Origin of the sequence: Leucobacter massiliensis (assembly GCF_002982315.1) — a bacterium.
GTDB lineage: Bacteria > Actinomycetota > Actinomycetes > Actinomycetales > Microbacteriaceae > Leucobacter > Leucobacter massiliensis.
In genome coordinates, this window is record NZ_MWZD01000022.1 from 130092 (window position 1) to 152284 (window position 22193).

The following is a 22193-nucleotide window of genomic DNA, read 5'->3' on the forward strand; positions in this document are numbered from 1 at the left end:
GGGGGCAGCCCGTTCGGAACCGTCCACGTGCACGAAACCCAGGCTCGACTTGCATCATCTGATGAAAGCGGCCAGACTTGAGCCCGGCGCTGAGGTAAGGCATGCCTCAGTTCGATCCGATGAGCGATGACCCGCCCGCGGTGGCCGATCCCCTAGAGAACAACTGAAGGAGTGCGCTCGGAATGACTGCACAGAAGAGCATGCGGAGACGAATCACTTCGCTCCTCGCCACCGGCACGGCCGCGCTGCTCGCGGCGAGCGGCCTCGCCCTCGCCCCGACCGCCGCGTTCGCCGAGGACGTCGCGACGCCGACCGTCACCGTCTCGAAGACCACCGGTCTCAACCCCGAGGGGGAGCAGATCACCGTCTCCGGGAGCGGCTTCGCGCCAGCGGGGTCGGCGACGAACGGTACGCGTCCGCCGCTCGCGGGCAAGTTCGGCGGAGCGTACGTGGTCTTCGGATCATTCCTGGACGCGTGGAAGCCGTCTGAGGGCGCGCCGTCCTCGGCGCGCAAGGTGCTGTCGCAGAAGTGGGCCGTGAGCGGTTCTGACATGGCCATCATCGGCGGCCCGGAAGGCGGCGCAGTCGAGGTCAGTCCCGAGGGCACCTTCTCGACCACGCTCACGGTGAGCAAGGACGATGCTGCGGCGCTGGCGGACGGTAACTACGGGATTTACACGTATCCCGGGAGCGGTGTGAGCTACGCGCCGTTCGAGACCTACACGCCGATCTCCTTCACGGAGGCACCCGCTGCTCCGACCGTCGCGGCGAACGTCACCGCTGCGTCGACCAGCGGCCTGACCGTTGCCGCGAACTTCACCGGTGCGAATGGAATCACCATCCCCGCGGGGGTGGGGGCACCAGGCCCGAGCGCCGGCGTCTACGCCGCCCTCGTCGAGGCTGGCACCTCGGGGGATCTGTCCATGGAGGATCAGGGCATCGCCGCGGCCTTCGTGCCGAATGCGCAGATCTCCGGCGGCGCGGGCAGCGCCACCCTGAGCCCGGCGAAGGCCGATCTCGACCGGAGCAAGAGCTACGAGGTGCTGTTCTGGTACGCGCACTCGAACCCGGTGCCCGAGACCATCATCGGCGTCGTCCCGCTCACCGTCACCGCGGCTCAGTGGGATGCGGTCTTCCCGAAGCCCGTCGATCCGAAGCCGACCGTGAAGTTCACCGATGTGAAGTCGGGCGACAAGTTCTACAAGGAGATTTCCTGGATGGCCGTGGAGGGCATCTCGACCGGCGTCCGCCAGAAGGACGGCTCCCTGCAGTACCAGCCGAAGAACAACGTGACCCGTGAGGCCATGGCGGCCTTCCTCTACCGCGCCTACGGCGAGAAAAACTTCACCGCTCCGGCGAAGTCGCCCTTCACCGACGTGAAGCCGGGCGACAAGTTCTACAAGGAGATCTCGTGGATGGCCGCCAAGGGCATCTCGACCGGCGTCCGCCAGCCGGACGGCAGCAAGAAGTACCAGCCGAAGTCGGGAATCACCCGAGAGGCAATGGCGGCCTTCATGTACCGGCTCGACACGGATGCGAAGCCGCGAGTGCCCGCCTCGTCGCCCTTCGCCGACATGAAGCCGGGGGACAAGTTCTACAAGGAGATCGCCTGGATGTGGCAGGCGAAGCTGTCGACGGGCAACAAGCAGCCCAGCGGCAAGCCCACCTATTCGCCGAAGAGCAACGTTACCCGTGAGGCGATGGCGGCGTTCCTCTACCGCGCAGACGCTCGCTGAGCGAGAGTCGCAGGCACATGCAGCGGGCGGGTCGTCTTCGGGCGGCCCGCCCGCTGCGCGTCCGGCGCGTGCGACTTGCATCATCAGATGAACTTGGCGATACTGGATCCGGAGCGAGTAAGGCTGACCTTACTGCCCGCCGGAGGAGATTAGGCGCCCGGCGGATCCGTCTCGCCGGAGTCCCGGGAAGGTGTTCTGAAACCATGGCTTCACGCTCGCGCACGCACGCCGCGCTCACCTCGGTCCTTGCCGCGCTGCTCGTCACAGGCTCCGCGCTGCTGGCCGCGCCGGCTGCTCACGCCGAGCCGGCCGCGCAGCCCGACGGCACCCTGGGCGCGGAGCCGCAGCAGGCCCCCGCTGAGCAGCAGGCCGCTCCCGATCAGGCGCCGGCCGATCAGGCCGCGGCTGAGCAGAAGCCGGATCCCGACGCCGTTCAGGCGGGATCCGACACCGCAGTGGCGGACGCCGCGGGGGATTCGCCCGTAGCTGACGCGACGCCCGACGCAGTGCCCGAGGAGGAGGCGGGAGCCGAGGCTCGCGACGCCGCTCCGCTGCCTGCGGATCAGGGAGTCACGGTGGAGCCGCTCGAGTTCCTCATCGCCCCTCAGGAGTCGCTCACGGTGACCGTCGTGGCCTCTGGTTTCGACGCTTCGGTCGACTCGATCGAGGCGGCGCTCATCCCGCGGGGAACCGAGGGCGAGGTGCGCCCCGACAGCGGGTTCGTCGCCCGTGCCGAGCCCGCGAGCGTGCTCGACGGAAAGGTCGAGCTCGCGCTCACGGCCGATGCGGCCCGCCTTGAGCGGGGCACTGAGTACGAGGTGCTGCTCTGGAAGCGGGACGAGTTCCCGCCCGCCGCGGGGAGCATCTACGCCCGAGCCGAGGCGGCGCTTGACGCGGCTCAGTGGGACGCGCTGCTCGGAGCGGCGCCGGTGGATCCGGCCTGGAACGAGAATGCGGCGGTGGGCTCCTTCGAGTGGGGCGTCCGCGCCTCGTTCCGCAAGTACGTCGAGGGGCCCATCGCGAAGGGCAAGATCACGGTGGTGAAGCCCGCCACCGGCACCGACGTCTACCGTTTCCCGCAGACCTCAAACGCCTGGGATCCGGAGTCGCGGACCGGCACGGCGTCCTACGCGGGGCGGGTGAACTTCAAGGGCCACGGCGGGGTTCTCGACCTCGACTTCGCGAATCCCACTGTGGAGGTGGTGAGCGCTTCGCGTGCCGCGCTGCTGGTCCCCTACGAGGGGAAGGCTCTCACGATCGCGACCATCGACCTGCAGGCTCCCGCGGATCAGAGCGGCCCGGCTGCGAAGACCCGGAAGCTGAGCGACGGATCGATCCGCTTCGAGCACGCGAAGGTGAAACTCACCGAGGCGGGCTCCAAGACCTACTTCGAGGAGTACGTGGGCGTCGACTACGAGCTCGACCGGCTCAGCTTCACCGTGGGTGCCGACTCGAAGACCGACAAACCGGTCGTGCCGCCGAAGAAGCCCGAGCCGGGCTCGAAGCCGAAGCCGAAGCCCGAGACGCCAAAGCCTCTGCCCGCAACGGACGGCACCGGAGCCAGCGGGGTCCAGGCTGCGGGCTCGCTGAACTGGGGGATCTCCAGTGCCTTCGCGAACTATGTCACGGGGCCGATCGCCAAGGGCTCGATCTCCACGAACGGGGTCGGCAGCTCGGGCGGAGGATACCTCTTCCCGCAGGCGGCGGGCGGCAGCTGGAACGCGCAGACCCACACCGGCACGGTGCAGTACTCCGGGGTGGTCACCTACACCGGCCACCGAGGGCTGCTGTCAGAGAGTTTCGCGAACCCCGTCATCACCGTGTCCAGCGAGACGACGGGGACGATCTCAGCTGGAGGCCGCAGCTTCACCCTCGATCTCGCCTCCGCGAGCAAGTCGGTCGGAGCCAACGGCGAGGTGAGCTGGAGCGGCGTACCCGTGCTCGGGGGCATCTCGGGTGGTGCCTCGGGTGGAAGCCAGTACACGCTCGCCGTCGATCCGCTGAGCTTCACCGTGGGTGCCGTCTCGCAGCTGAGCTACGGTTCGACCGAGGCCGGGGTGACCGCCAAGGTCAAGCGGACCCCGGCGGCCGCGCCGCCCGCCACGAGCGGGATCCGCGTGCTCACCGATGCTGAGAAGCTCACCGCCGGGGGGCGTATCGAGATCGAGGCAGGCGGCTTCGAGCCGGGCGACGAGGGGGTTCTCGTGGTCCTGTATTCCGACCCGATCGTGCTCGACGAGAACGCCACGGCCGACGCGAACGGCACCGTGCGATGGTCCGGCACCCTGCCCAAGGATGTCACGGGCACGCACACGATCACGCTGCAGGGCAGCACCGACGCGGGCGCCGTCATCGAGATCCGCGAGACGGACGATGCGAAGCGCACGAAGCTGGGCGACACGGTGGAGCTCGCTGCACTGGAGGACGGGGCCATCGCGGAAGCCGGCGTGGTCCCCGCGGTGACGGGCCGGGGCGGGCTCGCCCTCTGGGAGTGGTGGGCGAGCGCGCTCGGCCTCGTCGCCATCGCCGCGTGCACGACCACGCTCGCCATCCGTCAGCGCCGCGCCCAGCAGCCTGTCCGTCTCTAGCCACTTTTCCCGCGCGACGTGCGCGACACCCATCCAGGAGGAACCACCCGTGATGACCCGCTCGCTCCGCCGTGCCGCCGTGATCCTGGGGGGATCGGCGCTCGCCGGATCCCTGCTGATCGTTCCGGGGCTCGCCCCGGGCACTCCGGCATCCGCGGCCGAGGAGGCGTGCACGGTTTCCGGTGGCACGCTCGTCTGGGGGGTGAAGGAGAGCTTCCGCTCCTACATCAGCGGGAGCATCGCGAACGGATCCTGGGAGACGAGCGACGGCGCGGAGTACGAGACGCCCGCATTCTCCTTCACCGGGGCAAGCGGTGAGATCGATCCGGAGACCGGCACCGGCTCCGTCTCCTTCGCCGGCACGGTGCACTTCACCGGCCACGAGGGCGTGCTCGACCTGACGCTCGCCAACCCCACCGTCGAGTTCGAGGGCGACGGCACGGCCGCGCTGCTGCTCGACGCGCGCAGCACCGACGTGGAGGGAGAGGTGACGGTCGACGCCGAGCAGGAGTGGGTCGGCGAGGTCACCGTCGCGGATCCGCTCGCGCCGCAGGGAGGCGCGCTGCGGCTGAGCGATCTCCCGACCTCACTGACCAACTCGGGGGCGAAGGCCTTCGCGGGTTTCTACGAGGCAGGAGCGGAGCTCGATCCGCTGACGCTGTCGCTCGAGTTCGACGCCTGCGATGCGGCCGGAGCCGCTGCCCCCGCACCGGCGGACGAGGCCGGCGATGGGGCTGCTGCACCCGCCGCGACGGAGCCCGTCTCGGGCGCCGAGGATCCCTCCGGCGGCCTCCCGTGGCTGCCAATCGGCATCGGCGCCGCTGCGCTGCTCGTCATCGGCGTCACCGTGGGAATGCTCCTCGGCGGGCGCAAGCGGTCCCCCCTCCCGCAGCAGGCTGACGCGCCGCAGCAGGGCACTGCCCCGCAGCAGGCCGAAACGCCCGCAGCCCCCGGTACCCAGCCGCCGGCAGCCGACTGATCCCAGCTCCCGAGTGCGAGGCCGCGTCCCATCGTGCCCGGCCTCAGCGGCCTCGGCGCGGGGTGCCGCGGCGCGCGCCGGGACGACTGCCGCGGCGATGCTTGCCGCGGGGCCCAGCGATGCGCAGCGCTGCGCGCCACCAGCGCGCATCAGAGCTCCGGTTCGTCCTTGTGCGGGACTCCCGGGTGCAATAATCTGATGAAGGTTAGTCTGACCTAACTCTGGGAGTTCGCCGCGAATCAGGCAAGCGCCCAGGGCGGTCGGCGAACCCGTCCGAGGGGGCGGTCCGCCCCGAGTGGCGGGGTGGGTGCCCCGACGTCCAATCCAGGCACCCACCCTGTGACCGCCGACCTCGGGCGTGCGCGCACGCGATCGCGTGCGCGTGGAAACGGCGGCGTGGTCGAACGGCCAGGTCGCATCTTATCTACCGAAATGGAGATCGAGATGGGTATGAAGAAGCGCATGCTGAGCGGAGTCGCGGCGGGGATCGCAGCGGTGGGCCTCCTGGCGGGAGGGGCGAGCGCCGCGAGCGCGCTCAGCTACACCCCGACCCCCGCCGTCGACGGCTCGCCGATCACCGTCACCTCCACGGGCAGCCTCCCGGCGGGCGGCTACCGGGTCGGCGTCTGCACCGTGCAGACCTTCGGATCCGGCCCGACCGCGGCCCCGGCCTGCGGCGCACTCACGAACGTCACCCACGGCGGCGGCGTGCTCGTCGCGACCACCGGCACCGTGTTCGAGACCGGCAACGCGAACGCGCACAGTGTCCCGGCCCTGCCCGCCCAGCCGGCCGACTTCGACTGCGACGCCCCCGGCTCCTGCGAGGTCGTGATCGTCAACCACTCGACTCGCGCCACGGTCGAGAGCGCGACGCTGGCGTTCTGACGCCGTCACCGGGCGGGCCGGGGCGCACACGCCGTCCCGGCCCGCCCGGTCCCGCCGCGACCGCGGCCCACCACCCCTTCTTTCAAAGAAAAGGCGGCATCCCGACCCCGCCCCGGTTCGGGGGGCCCGGGAGTAGTTAAAAAGAGCCGGTCCCCGGCCCGCACCCCGAACGGAACCGTGACCGCCGATGCGCACACCGACCTCCCAGCACCACCGCCCCCGTCCGCGTCTGCCCCGCCTCGCAGCCGCCCTCGCTCTCGCCGCTTCGCTCCTGGTCGCGCCCGCCGTGTCCGCACCGGCGGCCCTCGCCGACGAGGGCACCGGCGTGTCGATCACCGAGGGCTCGGTGATCTGGGGCTTCAAAGAGTCCTGGCGCGACTACATGGGAGCGGACGGCACCGAGCTCGCCGGCGGCGTCGAGTGGACGGAGGACGGGCTCTTCGCCTTCCCCGTGGAGCGGGGCAGCTTCGAGCCGGAGACCGGCACGCTGATCCTCGAGCTCGCAGGGTCGCTGCACTTCACTGGATACTGCGGTGACGGCTTCTGCCAGCTCGATTCGCGGTTCGAGGAGCTGCGAGTCGAGATCGGGCCCGAACAGCAGCTCGTGCGCGGCACCTACTCCGGACGCCCGCAGGACGACCCCACGGGTCCGATCACGCGCCAGGAGGACGCGGTCTTCGGCGTGCTCGACATCTTCGACGTCACCCCCGAGACCCGTGACGGCGTCACGAGCTGGGACCGGATCCCCGCGGCCTCCGGCGGCATCCTCTACGGGGCGGGCACCCCCATTGATCCGGTCTCGATCCGCTACACCGGTCCGGGCGGCAAGCCCGACCTCGCCGAGCGCTGGAGTCCGCAGGGCGTCCCCGCCTTCACGCCCGGAGCAGAATGGACCTCGCAGCCTACCGCGAGCAGCGCCGCCGCGCCGGCCGTGCGCCTGTCCGAGTCGGAGCCGATCCTCTTCGTCACCGAATTCCTCGGCACCGACGTGGCGGGCCGTGCGCGGACCGTGTTCCGCGCCCTCGACCCGGTGACCCTCGAGGAGCGCGCCGCCACGGAGTTCGCCGCCGGATCCACGCAGTACCTGCGCACCGCCTTCGATCCCATCGCCAACACCACCTTCTTCATGGTCGGCGATACGGTCGACGAACAACGGACAGTGACCCTGCATGCGGCCCGCTGGACAGGCGACGGCTTCAGCGTCGAGGCCGTCGACAGCGTCGCCGGGGGCGCCGGGATCACCTCCTGGCCGCTCGCCGGGGGCGTGCTGGCGTGGACCGGCTCCGAGCTGCTGTGGTCGACGCTGCTGCGCGACCCCGGCGTCGACTTCACCACCGGCCACGTGCTGCACGGCTACCGGCCCACTGACTCCGGCTGGGAGCACACCCCCTACGCGGTGGAGCTTCCACCCGAGACACTGCAGGGCAGCGCCGCACGTGCACGGACCTTCTTCGGCAACGGCTCCGCCACCGACCGCAACGACCGGGGGCTCGTCGTGCAGGGCGACGGCAGCCTCGTCCTCGCGCCCGGCGGCAGCTACCAGGATCTCGCGGGTGCCACGGCGCCGCGACCGCTCGTGCGGCTCGCCCGCTCCGAAGACGCCACCCGCTGGACCGCGCGGCATCTCCCCGGGACGGTGGCGGAGAAGCCGGGAGTCGCCGCGCAGGCCTTCACCGGCATCGCCCGCGGTGCCGATGGCGGGCTCCTGGCCCACTCGGCGCCGGGGGTCGACGTGATCCAGTATCTCGTGCTCGAGGGCGACACCGTCGCCTCCTCCGAGACGGTGTCGCCCAGTGACACCCGGGCGGGCTCCGGCACCGCCGTGGCCGCCGATCCCGCGCTCGGATTCGACTACGCACTGAGCCCCGCCACCGGGACCGCTCAGGTGCTCTCCGGGCATCGCACCGTCTCCGAGCTCGAAGTGCCGAATGCCCTCACCCGGACCGCGGTCTTCGTCGTCCTCCCGGACCACGCGCTGCTCACCTCGGCGCACGCCGCAGACGATGGGACGATCACCCTCCGCAGATACGACTTCGCGGGCCTCAGCCCCACGATCTCCGCGCACCCGCAGCCGGCCTCGGTGGTGCTGACCCAGGGCGCGCTGAGCGCCCCCGCCGATCTCTCGGTCGTCGTCACCCCGGAGGCCGACGCGGAAGTGCAGTGGCAGCGGAAGCTACCCGGGCAGTCGCGGTTCCAGAACGTCGAGGGCGCGACCGGCACCGAGTACCGTCCCGAGCTCGGCCTCGAACTCGACGGTGCCGAGTACCGCGCGGTGGCCGCGAACGCCGCCGGACGGGTCGTCAGCGAGGCTGCTGCGGTCAGCGTCGCCAGCGCGCCGCGCTTCGAGGCGCAGCCGGTGAGCCTCACCGTCTACGCGGGGGATCGCGCCACGTTCTCGGCGCCGATGACGGAGGACGTCACGGGCGAGCAGCGGTGGGAGCGCCTCGTCGACGGTGCGTGGACCGCGATCGAGGCGGATGCGGAGCTCGAGCCCGCGGGGCACAAGCTCCGGGTGCACGCATCACAGGAGCTGGACGGTGCGATCTTCCGATCGGTGCTGTCGAACGAGGTCGGCGAGAACGTCTCCGAGGAAGTGACCCTGACGGTGCGGCCGCGGAGCGAAATCCCGCCCGAGGGGCTGCGCTTCACCGGCGTCGGCTTCGAGTGGGAGTTCAGTGAGGAGATGCAGGCGCGGCCGCCCTATGGCGGGGCGAACCACTTCAGCGCCGGCGTCTCCGATGGATCCGAGGCGAGCTACCGGGCCGCCTCAGGCACGGTGCGCATCCAGCACGTCGCGGCGGACGGCAGTCGCACGGACGCCTCCTACGCGAGCCGCTCGGCCTTCGTCGCCGCAGCTTCGCGGCAGCTCGTCACCCTCGGCGGCGGCGAAGCGCGCCTGATGCCCGACGGATCGGCGACGGTGCGCTGGAATGGGTCGTTCTCCGTGAACATGTACGGCGGCCTGGTCCCCTTCACGCTGACCGATCCGGTGCTCACCGTCGATCCCGCGGGCGACGGGCGGCTGTCGGCGGAGCTGGCCGGCTACGCCGGCGACATGTCGAACCCGGCCGCGAAGACGCCACTGGATCCCGTGAAGGACGCCACCGTCGCGGAGTTCTCCGGAGTGCGGGTCGACGTCCTCAACGGCTTCACCGTGGAACCGCACTACGCAGGTGTGGAGGCGCGCATCCCCGACGGGCACGCGCCCCAGTTGCGCGACGTCGAGGGGTGGGGGTCCTGGCCGCAGCCCTTCGTGGACTTCCAGCTGGCGACCGGCCTGTCCTCCTACTGGTACACCTCCGGCAGCACCTTCGACGCGAAGAAGGCCCCGAGCGCGATCCTCGTCGATTTCAGCTCCGCCGAGCAGGTGGTCGAGGGGCCCGGCTCCCCGGGCGGAGCGGATCCCGCGGGCGACACAACCGGAGACGGCACTGCGGCCGGGAGCGACGGCGGATCCGCGGCCGCGGACGCGGCGGCCGGCGGCGGTTCCGGCGCGGCGGCTGGCGGCGGCTCGGATCCGCGGGCGGACGGGCTCGCGGCCACCGGTTCGGAGCCGGGCGGCCTGCTCGCGGCCGGAGCTGCTGGCATGCTGCTCCTCGCAGGAGGTGCGGTGCTCCTCGCGCGCCGAGGCATGGCGGGGCGCTCGGGCGACGGCAGGGAGCCCGCCGAGGGGTGACCGCTCAGCTGCGGAGCGGGAGCACGATGCCGGCGCCGGTCACCGGGTGGGGGATCACCTCGACGGGGGTGCGATAGACCGCGCTCACGATCTCCGCGGTGAGCACCCGGCCGGGGCTGTCGCACGCCACGATCCGCCCTTCGCGCAGCAGCGCGATGCGGTCGGCGAAGGCGCTCGCGAGGTTCAGGTCGTGCAGCACGACGAGCACGGCGTCGCCGGCGCGGGCGCGATCCCGGGCGATGCCCAGCACCGCCTCCTGGTGTCCCAGGTCGAGGGCAGCCGTGGGCTCGTCGAGCATCAGCACGCCGGTGCGTCCGGCGATGACGCGCGCGAAGGCTGCCCGGGCGCGCTCACCGCCCGAGAGCGACGGCACCCTCCGGTTGCCCAGGTGGGCCACGTCGGCCACGCGGATCGACTCCGCGATCGCCTCATTGTCCTCCTCCTCGAGCGGGGTGCGGCGCCACGGCGCACGGCCCATCTCGACGACCTGGTGTACGGTGAAGGGGAACATGAGCTGGTTGTCCTGCAGCAGCACGCCGCGTCGCCGGGCGAGCTCGGGCAGTGACCACTCCGCGATGTCGCGACCCGCGAAGATGATGCGTCCGCTGTCGGGCGGAGTGTCGCCCGAGAGCAGGTTCAGCAGCGTCGACTTGCCGGCGCCGTTCGGTCCGAGCAGCGCGAGCACCTCACCGGCCTTGAGCTCCAGCGAGACGTCGTCGAGCAGCCTGCGCCCGCCGCGCGCGAGCACCACCGACTCCGCGGCGCAGACCACCGTCCCGGGCTCGGGCCGCTCGGGCAGCGTGAAGTGCCGGGCGGCCATCATCCCCACCCCCCGGAGCGCTTGCGGGTGCGGCGGAGCAGCCAGAAGAAGAACGGCCCGCCGACCAGGGCGGTGAGCATGCCGATGGGCATATCGGCGTTGGGTACGATCGTGCGCGCCGCGAGGTCGGCGAGGGTGAGGAGCAGCGCCCCGCCGAGAGCGGACGCGGTGACCAGCGGCAGGTGCGCCGGGCCGAGCACCATGCGCATGAGGTGCGGGATCACGAGCCCCACGAAGGAGATGATCCCTGCGAAGGCGACGGCCGCCCCGGTGAGCAGCGCGACGACGAAGATCATGGCGATGCGCAGCACCTCGACGTTGACGCCCAGATGACGGGCGTTGCGCTCGCCGAGCGAGAGCAGGTCCAGTTTGCGGGCGGCGAAGTACGCAGCCAGCAGCCCGAAGGCGACGACGGGCGCGACGATGAGCACCTGCGTCCAACGGCTCCCGGCGAGGCTTCCCAGCTGCCAGAACACGATCTGCTCCCGCGACTGCGTGTCTCCGAGGAAGGTGAGGAGTGCGATCGCGGCGCCCGCGATCGCGTTCACCGCGATGCCGGTGAGCACGAGCGTGACGACCTCGGTGCGGCCGTCGGCGCGGCTCATGGCGTAGACGAGCAGCGTCGCGCCGAGGCCAGCGGCGAAGGCGAACACGGCGGTGGTCCACTCGCCGAACACGGTCAGCCCGAAGACGATCGCGAGGCCCGCGCCGACGGCTGCGCCCGAGGAGATGCCGATCACGCCGGGCTCCGCGAGCGGGTTCCCGAAGATCGCCTGCATCAGCAGACCCGCCACCGAGAGGCCGGCCCCCACGAGCGCGGCCATCGCCACGCGGGGGAACCGGATCGCCCACAGCGTGGCGTCACCCGCGGGGTGCGCCGGGAGCGGCAGCCAGTCGATGCCGATCCGGTGCAGCAGCGAACCCAGCACCTCCTGCGGCGGCACGCCGAGCTGCCCTGTGCCTGCCGAGACGATGACGGACGCGATGAGCGCGAGCGCGAGCGCGACGAAGAGCGCGGTCTTCGTCGTGGTGCGGTGCGCCACAGCGGGTGACACGGTTGCCGGGGGAGAGCTCATGCGTGATGCGGTCGCCTTCATGCGGACGCGCCGGCGGGCCAGGAGCCCGTGCGGCGCGGCGAGGTGCTGGATCTTCGAAGTCCAGAATCATCCTACCTTCGTTGGGTTAGGCTAAGCATGGTCATTCATCAGATGAGGGAGTTCGCACTGTGGCACTGGGCGGAGCGGGAGAGCGCGACACGGTTTCGGTGTCGCCGGCCACGACTCGGGGGAGGTGGCGCAGGGGCACGGCCCTCGCCGTGCTCGCCTTCGCCGCGCTCGGCTTGGCGGGCTGCCAGACCGGTGCCTCGGGGGGCGCACCGGACGCTGCGACGTCCGTCGAACTGCCGCCGCTGAGCGAGCTCACCCCGCTCGAAGACCCCACCGCCTACGAGGGCCCCACCACGGCCGTGGTCGGCGGCCCCAGCATCCCGCCCCTGGATTCCGCCCCGGATCCGGAGCTCCCCGTCACCGTCGTGTCGCACGATCGTGGCGGCGAGGCCGAGGTGACCGTGTCGGACGTCTCCCGGGTGGTGCCGCTGTCGCTCAGCGGCTCCGTCGGCGAGCTGGTCCACGCCTTCGGAATGTCGGGGAACATCGTCGGCCGCGATATCTCGACGAATTTCCCGGGCAGCGAGGACATTCCGGTGGTGACCCGTGACGGGCACTCGGTCGATGCGGAGGGGGTGCTGGCGCTCGATCCCTCGCTGATCATCACGGACGGCAGCATCGGTCCTACCGACGTGGTGCTGCAGCTGCGCGACGCGGGCATCCCGGTCGTCACGGTGGATCGCGCGATCGACGCCGAGTCGAGCTACGTCACGGCGCAGCAGGTGGCCGATGCGCTGGGCGTCGGCTCGGCGGCCCCGGCCCTCATCGACAGGCTGCAGCAGGCCATTGCCGACACGGAGGCGGAGGTGCGGACCCTGCTGCCCGCCGAGGAGTCGAAGCGTCCGCGGGTGGCGTTCCTCTACGTGCGGGGGACCGCGGGGATCTTCTACCTCTTCGGGGAGGGAAGCGGGGTGGACAGCCTCATCCGCTCGATCGGCGCGGTCGACGCAGCGGAGGAGATCGGCTGGGAGGGGGAGAAGCCGATGACGGAGGAGGCGCTCATCGGCATGGACCCCGACATCATCCTCGTCATGAGCAAGGGCCTTGAGAGCGCGGGCGGCGTGGACGGCCTGCTCGCCGCTCAGCCGAGCATCGCGCTGACGACGGCGGGCCAGCACAGGCGCATCATCGACGTCGACGACGATGTGCTGTTCGCGGGCGGCACGCGCATCCCCGACGTCATCGACGGCCTCGCCCGCGCCGTGTATGCACCGGACTCGCTCTGAGCGACGCGCAGCGTCGCGCGGTCCCGTGCCGGGCGCGCCCTCGCGCCCGGCTGACGTGCGCAGCACGGAGGAAGACTCGCTGTAGGCGACGCGCAGCGTCGCGCGGTCCGGTGCCGGGCGCGCCCTCGCGCCCGGCTCTCCCTGTCATCTTCTTGGCAGGCGTGCCGTTGTACGCTTGTGGAATGCCGCCCTGGGGGTGGTTGCGCCGGCGAGCAAGAGGGAGATGAGCGTGACGCAGACGAGCGAGCAGGCTGCTGAGCGCCGTGGGTCGCGTGGCGACTTCCCGGAGGATCGCTTCGATCGCGTGGAGCCGAGTGGTCGTGTGGGGGCTCATCGCATCACTGCTCGCCCACGGTACGTGTGGCAGTACCTGGTGGCCGGGCTGCTCGGTTTCGCCCTGCTGACGACGCTCGGAATCGTGGTCGTCCAGGGAATGGGCGGCGCGGATGCGCTGCCGCTCGGCCGGGGGGACGGCGAGTCGGCGGCGCCGGCCCGCGTGCAGGCGGAGCTGAACCCCGATGCGACGGTCGCGGTGCTGAACGGGACGGAGACCCCGGATCTGGCGGCGACGGTCGACGGGATCATCACCTCCGAGCAGTGGGGGCAGATTCGCTTCTCGGGGGCGGCCGCATCCTCGGATGTGTCGATCTCGGCGGTGTTCTACGCGGATCCCGCCGACGAGGCCGCTGCGGAGGGTCTCGCGGCGAAGCTGGGGGGACTCTCCACCTACGTGACGGAGGACTACGCCGACTACGGGGTGCAACTGGTCGTGCTGCTCGGAGCCGACTACGCGGGACCCGGCTTGGAGGAGGCGCAGCAGGGCGGCGACGGCTCCCCGGAGGGATCGGACGCGCCGGAGAGTGACGAGGCCCCGGCGGGCGGTGAAGCGGACGGCGAGGCTGCGCAGACGGATCCGGCGACGGGGTGGCCGATCGATCCGGCGACGGGGTGGCCCGTCGATCCCGCGACGGGTCAGCCGACCGATCCTGCGACGATCCCCGCGGGCTGAGGCCGGCGTCGGGGACGCGGGCCGTGTTCGCTCTTCGCGAGCGAATCTGCTTGCACTCGTGATGCCTGAGTGCCAAGATTGGTGTTAGCAGTCGATTCGACTGAGTGCCAATATCCGTGATCCGGCGCCTGGCGCCGGCACGGAGATCAACACCACCGATACCTCCAGGAGGGGCGAACTACATGGCAAAGATCATTGCGTTTGATGAGGAAGCGCGTCGCGGGCTGGAGCGGGGTCTCAACACCCTCGCCGACGCCGTGAAGGTCACGCTCGGCCCGCGCGGTCGCAACGTGGTGCTGGAGAAGAAGTGGGGCGCCCCCACGATCACCAACGACGGCGTCTCCATCGCGAAGGAGATCGAGCTCGAGGATCCCTACGAGAAGATCGGCGCCGAGCTCGTCAAGGAGGTCGCGAAGAAGACCGACGACGTCGCGGGTGACGGCACCACGACCGCGACGGTGCTCGCCCAGGCGCTGGTGCGCGAGGGCCTGCGCAATGTCGCCGCCGGCAGCGACCCCATCGCGATCAAGAAGGGCATCGAGAAGGCGGTCGCCGCCGTCTCGGCGAAGCTCCTCGAGAACGCCAAGGAGATCGAGACCACGGACGAGATCGCGGCCACCGCGTCGATCTCCGCCGCTGACGAGCAGATCGGCCAGCTCATCGCCGAGGCGATCGACAAGGTCGGCAAGGAGGGCGTCGTCACCGTCGAGGAGTCGAACACCTTCGGCACCGAGCTCGAGCTGACCGAGGGCATGCGCTTCGACAAGGGCTACCTCTCGGCGTACTTCGTCACCGACGCCGATCGCCAGGAGGCGGTCTTCGAGGATCCCTACATCCTCATCGTGAACAGCAAGGTCTCGAACATCAAGGACCTGCTCCCCGTCGTCGATCCGGTGATCCAGTCGGGCAAGCAGCTCCTCATCATCGCCGAGGACGTGGAGGGCGAGGCGCTCGCGACCCTCGTGCTCAACAAGATCCGGGGCATCTTCAAGTCGGCCGCCGTCAAGGCTCCCGGCTTCGGCGACCGTCGCAAGGCGATGCTGCAGGACATCGCGATCCTCACCGGCGGCACGGTGATCTCCGAGGAGGTCGGCCTCAAGCTGGAGAACGCGACGCTCGACATGCTGGGCACCGCGCGCAAGGTCATCATCACCAAGGACGAGACCACGATCGTCCAGGGCGGTGGCGATGAGGAGCAGATCCAGGGCCGCGTGCAGCAGATCCGCCGCGAGATCGACACGACCGACAGCGACTACGATCGCGAGAAGCTCCAGGAGCGTCTCGCGAAGCTCGCCGGCGGCGTCGCCGTGATCAAGGCCGGCGCTGCGACGGAGGTCGAGCTGAAGGAGCGCAAGCACCGCATCGAGGACGCGGTGCGCAACGCGAAGGCCGCCGTCGAGGAGGGTGTGCTGCCCGGTGGCGGCGTCGCGCTGATCCAGGCCGGCAAGGACGTCTTCGACTCGCTCGACCTCGCGGGTGACGAGGCCGTGGGCGCGAAGATCGTGCAGGCCGCCGTTGAGGCTCCGCTGCGTCAGATCGCGCTCAACGCCGGGCTCGAGCCGGGCGTCGTGGCCGACCGCGTCGCGAACCTGCCCCTCGGTCACGGCCTGAACGCCGCGACGGGCGAGTACGGCGACCTCGCCGCGCAGGGCATCCTCGATCCCGCCAAGGTGACCCGCTCGGCGCTGCAGAACGCCGCGTCGATCGCCGGCCTCTTCCTCACCACGGAGGCCGTGGTCGCCGACAAGCCGGAGCCCGCCTCGGCTGCGCCGGCCGGCGATCCGACCGGTGGCATGGACTTCTAGTCCGAACCGGATGACCTCAGGGGGGCCGCACCGTCAGGTGCGGCCCCCCTGCTGCGTCTGCGGCGCTCCGCACCGCCGCCCGCGCACGCGGGGAGAGGCGCGTGCGCACCCCGGGGGCGCCGGCTCCGCGATGCATGCGTCCGGGCCGCAACCCCCGATCGCGCCGGTGCGCGAGCGGATGCTTCAGGGGCGAAGCCGGGGGACCGGGACGGTGTCGTCGGTCGGGCCGGCGGCGGGGAGCTCGACGCGGAAGGTCGCTCCGCCACCCGGGGTCTCGTGCACGCTGACGCGGCCGCCGTGCGCATCGACGATCGATTTCACGATGGCGAGGCCGAGTCCGGAGCCGCCGGTCTCCCGGTTGCGCGAGGTGTCGGCGCGCCAGAACCGCCCGAAGATCTTGTCGCGGATCTGCTCGGGCACGCCCTCGCCGTGATCGACGATGTCGAAGCGTGCCATCGGGGTCTCCGGCGGCACCGGGCGGGTGGTCGCCCCGGACGTGCCGCCCGGGCGGGGCGTCTCGGCGGGGCCGTGCGGCGTCTCGGAGGAGCCGGGGGCGCCTTCGGGCTGCGCCGTCCCAGCGGACACCACGATCTCGATGGGGCTTCCGGCCGGGGTGTGGCGCATGGCGTTTCCGATGAGGTTGGTCATGAGCTGCCGCACCTTGTGCTCGTCTCCGACGACCTCGGGTCCGCTGGGGTCCTCGACCACCGTGACCTCCCGCTCGGGGGCCTGCGCGCGGGCGTCGAGGGCGGCGTCGTGGGCGAGCCGGTTGAGGGGGAGCGGGGCGAGTTCGAGGGGACGGCGCTCGTCGAGCCTGGCGAGGGCCAGCAGATCCTCGACGAGGGAGGTCATGCGGATCGATTCCTTCTCGATCCGCTCCATCGCCTGCGCGATCTGCTCCTGATCCTGCAGCGCGCCCATGCGGTAGAGCTCGGCGTAACCGCGGACCGAGACGAGCGGGGTGCGGAGCTCATGGCTGGCGTCGCCGATGAAGCGCCGCATCCGCTCGATGGTGCGGGCACGGTCCTCGAGGGATCCGTCGAGGCGGTCGAGCATGACGTTGAGTGATTCGCCCAGGTGACCGACCTCGGTGTGCGGGCTCGTCACCATGATCCGCTTGGAGTAGTCACCGCGGGAGATCTCGAGCGCGGTCTTCTCGACCTCCGCGAGGGGCAGCATCGTGGCGGTGACGAGCAGGCGGGTGAGAGCGGCGCCGAGCAGGATCACGGCGATGCCGAATGCGGTGAAGATGACGACGTAGTTGGCGATCGTCTGCGTGATGTACGAGGTGGAGCTGGCGATCAGCAGCGAGCCGCTGGGAACGTTGTTGTCCCGGATCTCGAGGAGGATGGCGCGCCACTCCGTGCCGCTGGGGCTGCGCAGTGTGATGAAGTCGCCGCTGCGCTGGTGCTCTGCGACCACGTCGAGGGTGAGCGGCTGGGCGGGCAGCTCGGGGAGGGCGCGCTCGGTGGCCTCGTTCGCCCCGACGAAGCGGTTGTCGCGGATGAGCGTGCCGTCGGCGTCGAGGATCGCGACGTAGTACTCGCGGTTGGCGAAGAGCACGTCGTTGGCGGTGAGCCGGCCGAGGTCGGCGTTGGGGGCGAGGGCCGGGCTCGGATCGCTGCGCAGCTGCTCCAGCTCGGTGGTCTGCTGGTTGATGAGGGTCGGCCGCAGCAGCGCCATGGTGCCGACCCCCGCCACGATCAACCCGAGGAACAGGATGAACACCGTGACGCCGGTGATCTTCGCGCGCAGCGAGACATCGGTCCAGCGATCGGCGAGACGGGACACCCTACTTCGTTTCGGTCTTCAGCATGTACCCGAAGCCGCGCTTGGTCTGGATGAGGGACTCCTCGGTCAGCGGGTCGAGCTTGCGCCGCAGGTAGGAGATGTACGATTCCACGATCCCGGCGTCGCCGTTGAAGTCGTACTCCCACACGTGATCGAGGATCTGCGCCTTCGACAGCACGCGGTTGGCGTTCTGCATGAGATAGCGCAGCAGCTTGAACTCGGTGGGGGAGAGCTCGACGGCGCTGCCCTCGACGGAGACCTCGTGCGTGTCCTGGTCCATGGTGATGGGGCCGACCGTCAGCACCGACTCCTCGTCCTCCTGGATGGTGCGGCGCAGCACCGCCTTGATGCGGGCGATGATCTCGTCGAGGCTGAAGGGCTTGGTGACGTAGTCGTCGCCGCCGACGGTGAGCCCTTCGACCTTGTCCTCGGTGTCGTCCTTCGCGGTGAGGAAGATGATGGGGGCGGTGTAGCCGGCCGAGCGCAGGCGCTTGGTCACGCTGAAGCCGTTCATGTCGGGGAGCATGACGTCGAGGATGATGAGATCGGGTTCTTCCTCGAGGACGGCGGAGATGGTCTGGGCGCCGTTGGCGACGGCGCGGACGCCGAAGCCGGCGAAGCGCAGGCTGGTGCTGAGCAGCTCGCGGATGTTCGGCTCGTCATCGACGATGAGGATCCTGGGTCCCTTGTGCTGTGGTGTCATGCCCCCAGCATCTGATAGTTCGCTATGAAGTGGCTGACAATGCTGGACGGGGTGCAGACGGTCGGGGCGGCGACGCCCGAGTCCGGCCGGCTCAGTGACTCGGGGAGCCCGCGAGCTCGTCGGCGTCCATGATCGTGTAGCTGTAGCCCTGCTCCGCGAGGAAGCGCTGCCGGTTCTGCGCGAAATCCTGGTCCACGGTGTCGCGCGCGATGAGCGTGTAGAACGACGCGGTGAGCCCGTCCGCCTTGGGGCGCAGCAAGCGGCCGAGGCGCTGCGCCTCCTCCTGGCGGGAGCCGAAGGAGCCCGAGATCTGGATCGCGACGGAGGCATCGGGCAGGTCCACCGAGAAGTTCGCGACCTTGGAGACGACGAGGATCCGCTCCTCCCCGTCGCGGAAGGCCTGGAACAGCCGCTCCCGCTCGTCCACCGGCGTCTGGCCGGTGATGAGCGGAGCGCCCAGGGCCTCCGCCATCGCCTCCAGCTGGTCGATGTACTGCCCGATGACGAGCACGCTCTCGCCTGGGTGACGCTCGATGATCCTGCGCGCGACCGCTTGCTTCGCGAGCGTCGAGGAGGCGATGCGATAGCGATCCTGATCCTCGGCGACGGCGTACTCCATGCGCTCGGAGTCGCTGAGCGCGATCCGCACCTCGAAGCAGGCGGCCGGGGCGATGAAGCCCTGCGCCTCGATGTCCTTCCAGGCCGCGTCGTAGCGCTTCGGGCCGATGAGGCTGAACACGTCACCCTCGCGGCCGTCCTCCCGCACGAGCGTCGCGGTGAGCCCGAGGCGGCGGCGCGCCTGCAGCTCGGCGGTGAGCTTGAAGACGGGAGCGGGCAGCAGGTGCACCTCGTCGTAGACGATCACGCCCCAGTCCTGCGCGTCGAGCAGCGAGAGGTGCTGGTACGCGCCCTTCCGCCGGCTGGTGAGGATCTGGTAGGTCGCGATGGTGACGGGCTTCACCTCCTTCACCTGCCCGGAATACTCGCCGATCTCGTCCTCGGTGAGCGAGGTCCGGCGCAGCAGCTCGTCGCGCCACTGGCGGGCCGAGACGGCGTTCGTGACGAGGATCAGGGCCTTCGCGCCGACAGCCGCCATCGAGGCCGCGCCTACGATGGTCTTGCCGGCTCCGCAGGGCAGCACGACGACGCCCGAGCCGCCGCGCACGAAGGCCTCGACGGCTTTCGCCTGGTACTCGCGCAGCTGCCAGCCCGACTCGGCGAGCTCGATGTCGTACGGCTCGCCGGGCGTGTAACCCGCGAGGTCCTCCGCGGGCCAGCCGCGGGCGACGAGCTGCTGTTTGAGCTCGCCCCTGGCCCACGCCTCGACGGGATAGCTGCGATCGTCGAGTCGGTTGCCGAGCAGCGGAGCGATCTTCTTCGCGCTGGTGACCTCCCGCAGGATCGCGGGGTCGTCGCAGCGCAGGATCAGCTCGCCCGCCAGTTCCTCGCCGAACTCCTCTGCCGAGGCCCGCTCGATCGTGAGGCGGCCGTAGCGGCGCATGGTGTCCTCGATCTCGCTCGCCACGCCCGTCGGCACGGGGAACTTCGCGTGGCGGTTGAGGGTGCCGAGGATCTCCTCGGCGGTGTGGCCCGCCGCGCGGGCGTTCCACAGCCCGAGCCGGGTGACGCGGTAGGTGTGGATGTGCTCGGGCGCGCGTTCCAGCTCGGCGAAGACGGCGAGCTCGTGGCGCGCTTCCTCCGCGTCGGGGTGCCCGACCTCCAACAGCACGGTGTGGTCGCTCTGCACGATGAGGGGACCGAGAGTCATAGCGGTCAAGTCTACGCCGCCCGTCTGCGGGCCGGCTGCGGCCGAGCGGTGCGAGGCGGCTCGGTCCCTGCGGGGGCGGAGCGGCTCAGGCCGGTTCGACCGCGGTGATGAGGTTCACGGGGAGGGTGCGCTCGACTCCCGCCGCCGGGTCGCTGGCTCGGAGCCTGCCGGCGTTGAGCGAGACGGGCAGGAGAACGAACTCGTGGAGCCGGCCGCGCGCTTCGGCGGTGACGCGCACCGTTGCCCGGTCGCGGATCGCGAGCTCGAGGCGGCGCGTGAAGTCGCCGCTGCCCGGCTCGGCGCGCGCCGCGGCGTGGACCCGCTCCACCAGCTCGGCGAGCGCGGCGGGGAGGGGCGGAGGCTCCGCCGCCCGGCTCATGCCCGGCGCCGCGGCGGTCGGGGATCCTCGCCCGGCCGCCCCTGCGGGCGCTCTCGCCCCTCGGGGCCCCGTTTCGTCGGCCGCCGTGCCGGCCTCGTCGGGGGAGCCGGCCTCGTCGGGAGAGCCGGACTCGGCGGGCGCCGGCCGGCTCGGCTGCGAACGTGAGGCGAGGTAGCGCGCGTCGGAGAGGGCCGTGAGCACGTGATCCACGCGCAGCCGGGAGGCGAGCGTCGTGTCGTCGATGCGCTGCAGCTGGAGATGCTGGAGCGCGCGATCCACGGCGAGCGTGTCGGCGAGTTCGGGGCGGGCCACCTGGATGCGGGTGCGACCGCCGCCGTCGAGCGACTCGCTCACGACGAGCCCGCCCACCCGTTCGGCGAGCGAGCCCAGCAGGTAGTCGAGGGGCTGCGGGATCCCGGTGAGCGAGACGCGAGCGAACAGGGCCCGCGCCTCTTCCGGCGCGGTGCCGTCGGCGAATGCCTCGGCGAGCGATGCCTCGGTGATCCGGCGCGTCGATGCGGCGCCGATGTGCTCCGGGGCGGTGAGCGCGGCGAGCGCGGCCTCGTCGCGCGGGTCGAGGGGGCCGGGGACGATGACGCTGAGGTCGGGCTGCACATACACCCCGGGCGCGGGATCCGGCAGCAGCTCCTCGGCGAGACGCTGGGCGCGGCTTCGCTCCCCGCGCAGCAGCAGGGCGCCGGTGCGGCTGAGCGAGCCCCGCGAGCTGAGGCCGAGGTATTCGGCATCGGCGAGGAAGTCGTCGACCGCGGCGAGCTCGGGGGCGGGAAGCAGCGGGTAGCGCCGGGGCAGCGACGCCGCCGCCGCGGCGAGCGCGTTCGAACCGCCGAGTGCGTCGCGGAGCGGCTCGGGCATCGCCGAGCTTGCAGCGACCGCGAGTGCGCTCCAGCGTCCGCGGTGGTCGGCGGCGAGCCAGCTCTCCGCTTCGCTCGTCACGAGCAGCGCCGTGGCGACCGGCGCGGTGAGTCCCGCGCGTGCGATCGCGGTGAGCGCGTGCGTCGCCTGCGCGGCCTCGATGCCGATGCTCTCGGCGAGGGCGCGCACCGCCGCGACCGCAGCGGAGCCGTTGCGGTTCAGCCGCAGCGGACGCGAGCGCAGCAGGCGCAGGCACTCCGCCGCGTGCCCGACCGCGGTGAGCGCTGCGGTGACCCAGCTGCCCTCGTCCTCGTCCGGTGCGCCTGCGGCAGTGTGCTCCTCTGCGACAGCGGCGGGGCCCGCCGTCTCCGGCGGGCGAATCGTGCGGGCGTCGGAGGTGCCGCCTGCGGGTCTGGGGCGGGCGAGCGCGTCGGGGTCCGTGCCGGCCGCCCGGAGGGCCTGGTGCAGCGCCTCCGTGACCTCGGGGAGGGCGACGGGGCGGTGCTGCTCGATGCCGACGAGCCCGTCGGCGCGGAGGGCGTCGAGGATCGTCTCGTCACCGTCCCGAATCTCCCCCTGTGCGAGGCGAAGGAGCCCGCCGAGTGCCTCGCCCCGGAGCGGGGTGAGCGCGCGGAGGATCGCTTCCGGGCGGAGCAGCTCGGAGGCGAGGCCGATGGGGTCGGCGACGCCTGCGGGGGCCTGGGGTCGCCGGCGTCGGACGAGCCGTTCGAGCTCGCTGCGGTCCATCTCCGCGATCGCGGAGGCGAGCGCCAGCGTCCCGCTCATGGT

At 71.3% G+C, this 22193-nt stretch carries 14 protein-coding genes; 8 read left to right on the forward strand and 6 right to left on the reverse strand.

Going from position 1 to position 22193, the window contains the following annotated elements; all coding sequences use genetic code 11:
* Positions 1–182 precede the first annotated feature (182 nt).
* The 5 genes from B4915_RS12820 to B4915_RS12840 all read left to right on the forward strand — a co-directional run bounded on the left by B4915_RS12820 (position 183) and on the right by B4915_RS12840 (position 9864).
* Positions 183–1736, forward strand: coding sequence for an S-layer homology domain-containing protein (locus tag B4915_RS12820; protein WP_105806200.1), 1554 nt, complete (start codon positions 183–185; stop codon positions 1734–1736).
* A gap of 203 nt (positions 1737–1939) precedes the next feature.
* Positions 1940–4324, forward strand: coding sequence for an HtaA domain-containing protein (locus B4915_RS12825; protein WP_105806201.1), 2385 nt, complete (start codon positions 1940–1942; stop codon positions 4322–4324).
* Positions 4325–4376: 52 nt separating this feature from the next.
* The gene (locus B4915_RS12830) at positions 4377–5303 is read left to right on the forward strand and encodes an HtaA domain-containing protein (protein ID WP_105806202.1); all 927 of its coding nucleotides are present in this window, start codon (positions 4377–4379) and stop codon (positions 5301–5303) included.
* A gap of 444 nt (positions 5304–5747) precedes the next feature.
* The gene (locus tag B4915_RS12835; RefSeq protein ID WP_146120116.1) at positions 5748–6188 is read left to right on the forward strand and encodes a hypothetical protein; all 441 of its coding nucleotides are present in this window, start codon (positions 5748–5750) and stop codon (positions 6186–6188) included.
* A gap of 187 nt (positions 6189–6375) precedes the next feature.
* Positions 6376–9864 carry an HtaA domain-containing protein gene (locus tag B4915_RS12840; RefSeq protein ID WP_105806204.1) on the forward strand — a complete coding sequence of 1163 codons (3489 nt, stop codon included), beginning with the start codon at positions 6376–6378 and terminating at the stop codon, positions 9862–9864.
* Positions 9865–9868: 4 nt separating this feature from the next.
* On the opposite strand, the gene B4915_RS12845 is transcribed toward B4915_RS12840, so the two are convergent.
* On the reverse strand, positions 9869–10684 hold the full coding sequence (locus tag B4915_RS12845) for a heme ABC transporter ATP-binding protein (RefSeq protein ID WP_219845124.1): 816 nt from the start codon (positions 10682–10684) through the stop codon (positions 9869–9871).
* Positions 10684–11760 (reverse strand): FecCD family ABC transporter permease, encoded by a 1077-nt coding sequence (locus tag B4915_RS12850; protein WP_105806206.1) that lies wholly within the window; start codon positions 11758–11760, stop codon positions 10684–10686. Before B4915_RS12850 ends, B4915_RS12845 begins: the two co-directional genes overlap by 1 nt.
* A gap of 149 nt (positions 11761–11909) precedes the next feature.
* Here B4915_RS12850 and B4915_RS12855 point away from each other — a divergent pair, with 149 nt between their 5' ends.
* The 3 genes from B4915_RS12855 (at position 11910) to groL (ending at position 15890) form a co-directional block, all read left to right on the forward strand.
* A complete protein-coding gene (locus B4915_RS12855; RefSeq protein WP_245907501.1) occupies positions 11910–13076 on the forward strand; it encodes a heme/hemin ABC transporter substrate-binding protein in 1167 nt (388 codons plus the stop codon).
* A 229-nt stretch (positions 13077–13305) separates the two neighbouring features.
* On the forward strand, positions 13306–14085 hold the full coding sequence (locus B4915_RS12860; RefSeq protein ID WP_245907502.1) for a LytR C-terminal domain-containing protein: 780 nt from the start codon (positions 13306–13308) through the stop codon (positions 14083–14085).
* Between the two features lie 182 nt (positions 14086–14267).
* A complete protein-coding gene (groL, locus tag B4915_RS12865; protein WP_105806208.1) occupies positions 14268–15890 on the forward strand; it encodes a chaperonin GroEL in 1623 nt (540 codons plus the stop codon).
* A gap of 183 nt (positions 15891–16073) precedes the next feature.
* Here the strand turns inward: groL and B4915_RS12870 are convergent, their stop codons facing one another.
* The 4 genes from B4915_RS12870 to B4915_RS12885 all read right to left on the reverse strand — a co-directional run bounded on the left by B4915_RS12870 (position 16074) and on the right by B4915_RS12885 (position 22190).
* Positions 16074–17681, reverse strand: a complete 1608-nt coding sequence (locus B4915_RS12870) for a sensor histidine kinase (protein ID WP_105806209.1) — start codon at positions 17679–17681, stop codon at positions 16074–16076.
* A 1-nt stretch (position 17682) separates the two neighbouring features.
* Positions 17683–18384 (reverse strand): response regulator transcription factor, encoded by a 702-nt coding sequence (locus B4915_RS12875; protein WP_105806210.1) that lies wholly within the window; start codon positions 18382–18384, stop codon positions 17683–17685.
* Between the two features lie 91 nt (positions 18385–18475).
* Positions 18476–20152 carry a DNA repair helicase XPB gene (locus B4915_RS12880; protein ID WP_105806211.1) on the reverse strand — a complete coding sequence of 559 codons (1677 nt, stop codon included), beginning with the start codon at positions 20150–20152 and terminating at the stop codon, positions 18476–18478.
* Between the two features lie 85 nt (positions 20153–20237).
* Positions 20238–22190, reverse strand: a complete 1953-nt coding sequence (locus tag B4915_RS12885; RefSeq protein WP_105806212.1) for a helicase-associated domain-containing protein — start codon at positions 22188–22190, stop codon at positions 20238–20240.
* Between the last annotated feature and the right edge of the window lie 3 nt (positions 22191–22193).

Bases quoted from the DNA above. Each gene is read 5' to 3' on its own strand.
- B4915_RS12880 (WP_105806211.1), bottom strand. From the start codon at position 20,152: ATGACTCTCGGTCCCCTCATCGTGCAGAGCGACCACACCGTGCTGTTG.
- B4915_RS12820 (WP_105806200.1), top strand. From the start codon at position 183: ATGACTGCACAGAAGAGCATGCGGAGACGAATCACTTCGCTCCTCGCC.
- B4915_RS12840 (WP_105806204.1), top strand. From the start codon at position 6,376: ATGCGCACACCGACCTCCCAGCACCACCGCCCCCGTCCGCGTCTGCCC.
- B4915_RS12850 (WP_105806206.1), bottom strand. From the start codon at position 11,760: ATGAGCTCTCCCCCGGCAACCGTGTCACCCGCTGTGGCGCACCGCACC.
- B4915_RS12885 (WP_105806212.1), bottom strand. From the start codon at position 22,190: ATGAGCGGGACGCTGGCGCTCGCCTCCGCGATCGCGGAGATGGACCGC.
- B4915_RS12830 (WP_105806202.1), top strand. From the start codon at position 4,377: ATGACCCGCTCGCTCCGCCGTGCCGCCGTGATCCTGGGGGGATCGGCG.
- B4915_RS12875 (WP_105806210.1), bottom strand. From the start codon at position 18,384: ATGACACCACAGCACAAGGGACCCAGGATCCTCATCGTCGATGACGAG.
- groL (WP_105806208.1), top strand. From the start codon at position 14,268: ATGGCAAAGATCATTGCGTTTGATGAGGAAGCGCGTCGCGGGCTGGAG.
- B4915_RS12845 (WP_219845124.1), bottom strand. From the start codon at position 10,684: ATGGCCGCCCGGCACTTCACGCTGCCCGAGCGGCCCGAGCCCGGGACG.
- B4915_RS12825 (WP_105806201.1), top strand. From the start codon at position 1,940: ATGGCTTCACGCTCGCGCACGCACGCCGCGCTCACCTCGGTCCTTGCC.
- B4915_RS12835 (WP_146120116.1), top strand. From the start codon at position 5,748: ATGGGTATGAAGAAGCGCATGCTGAGCGGAGTCGCGGCGGGGATCGCA.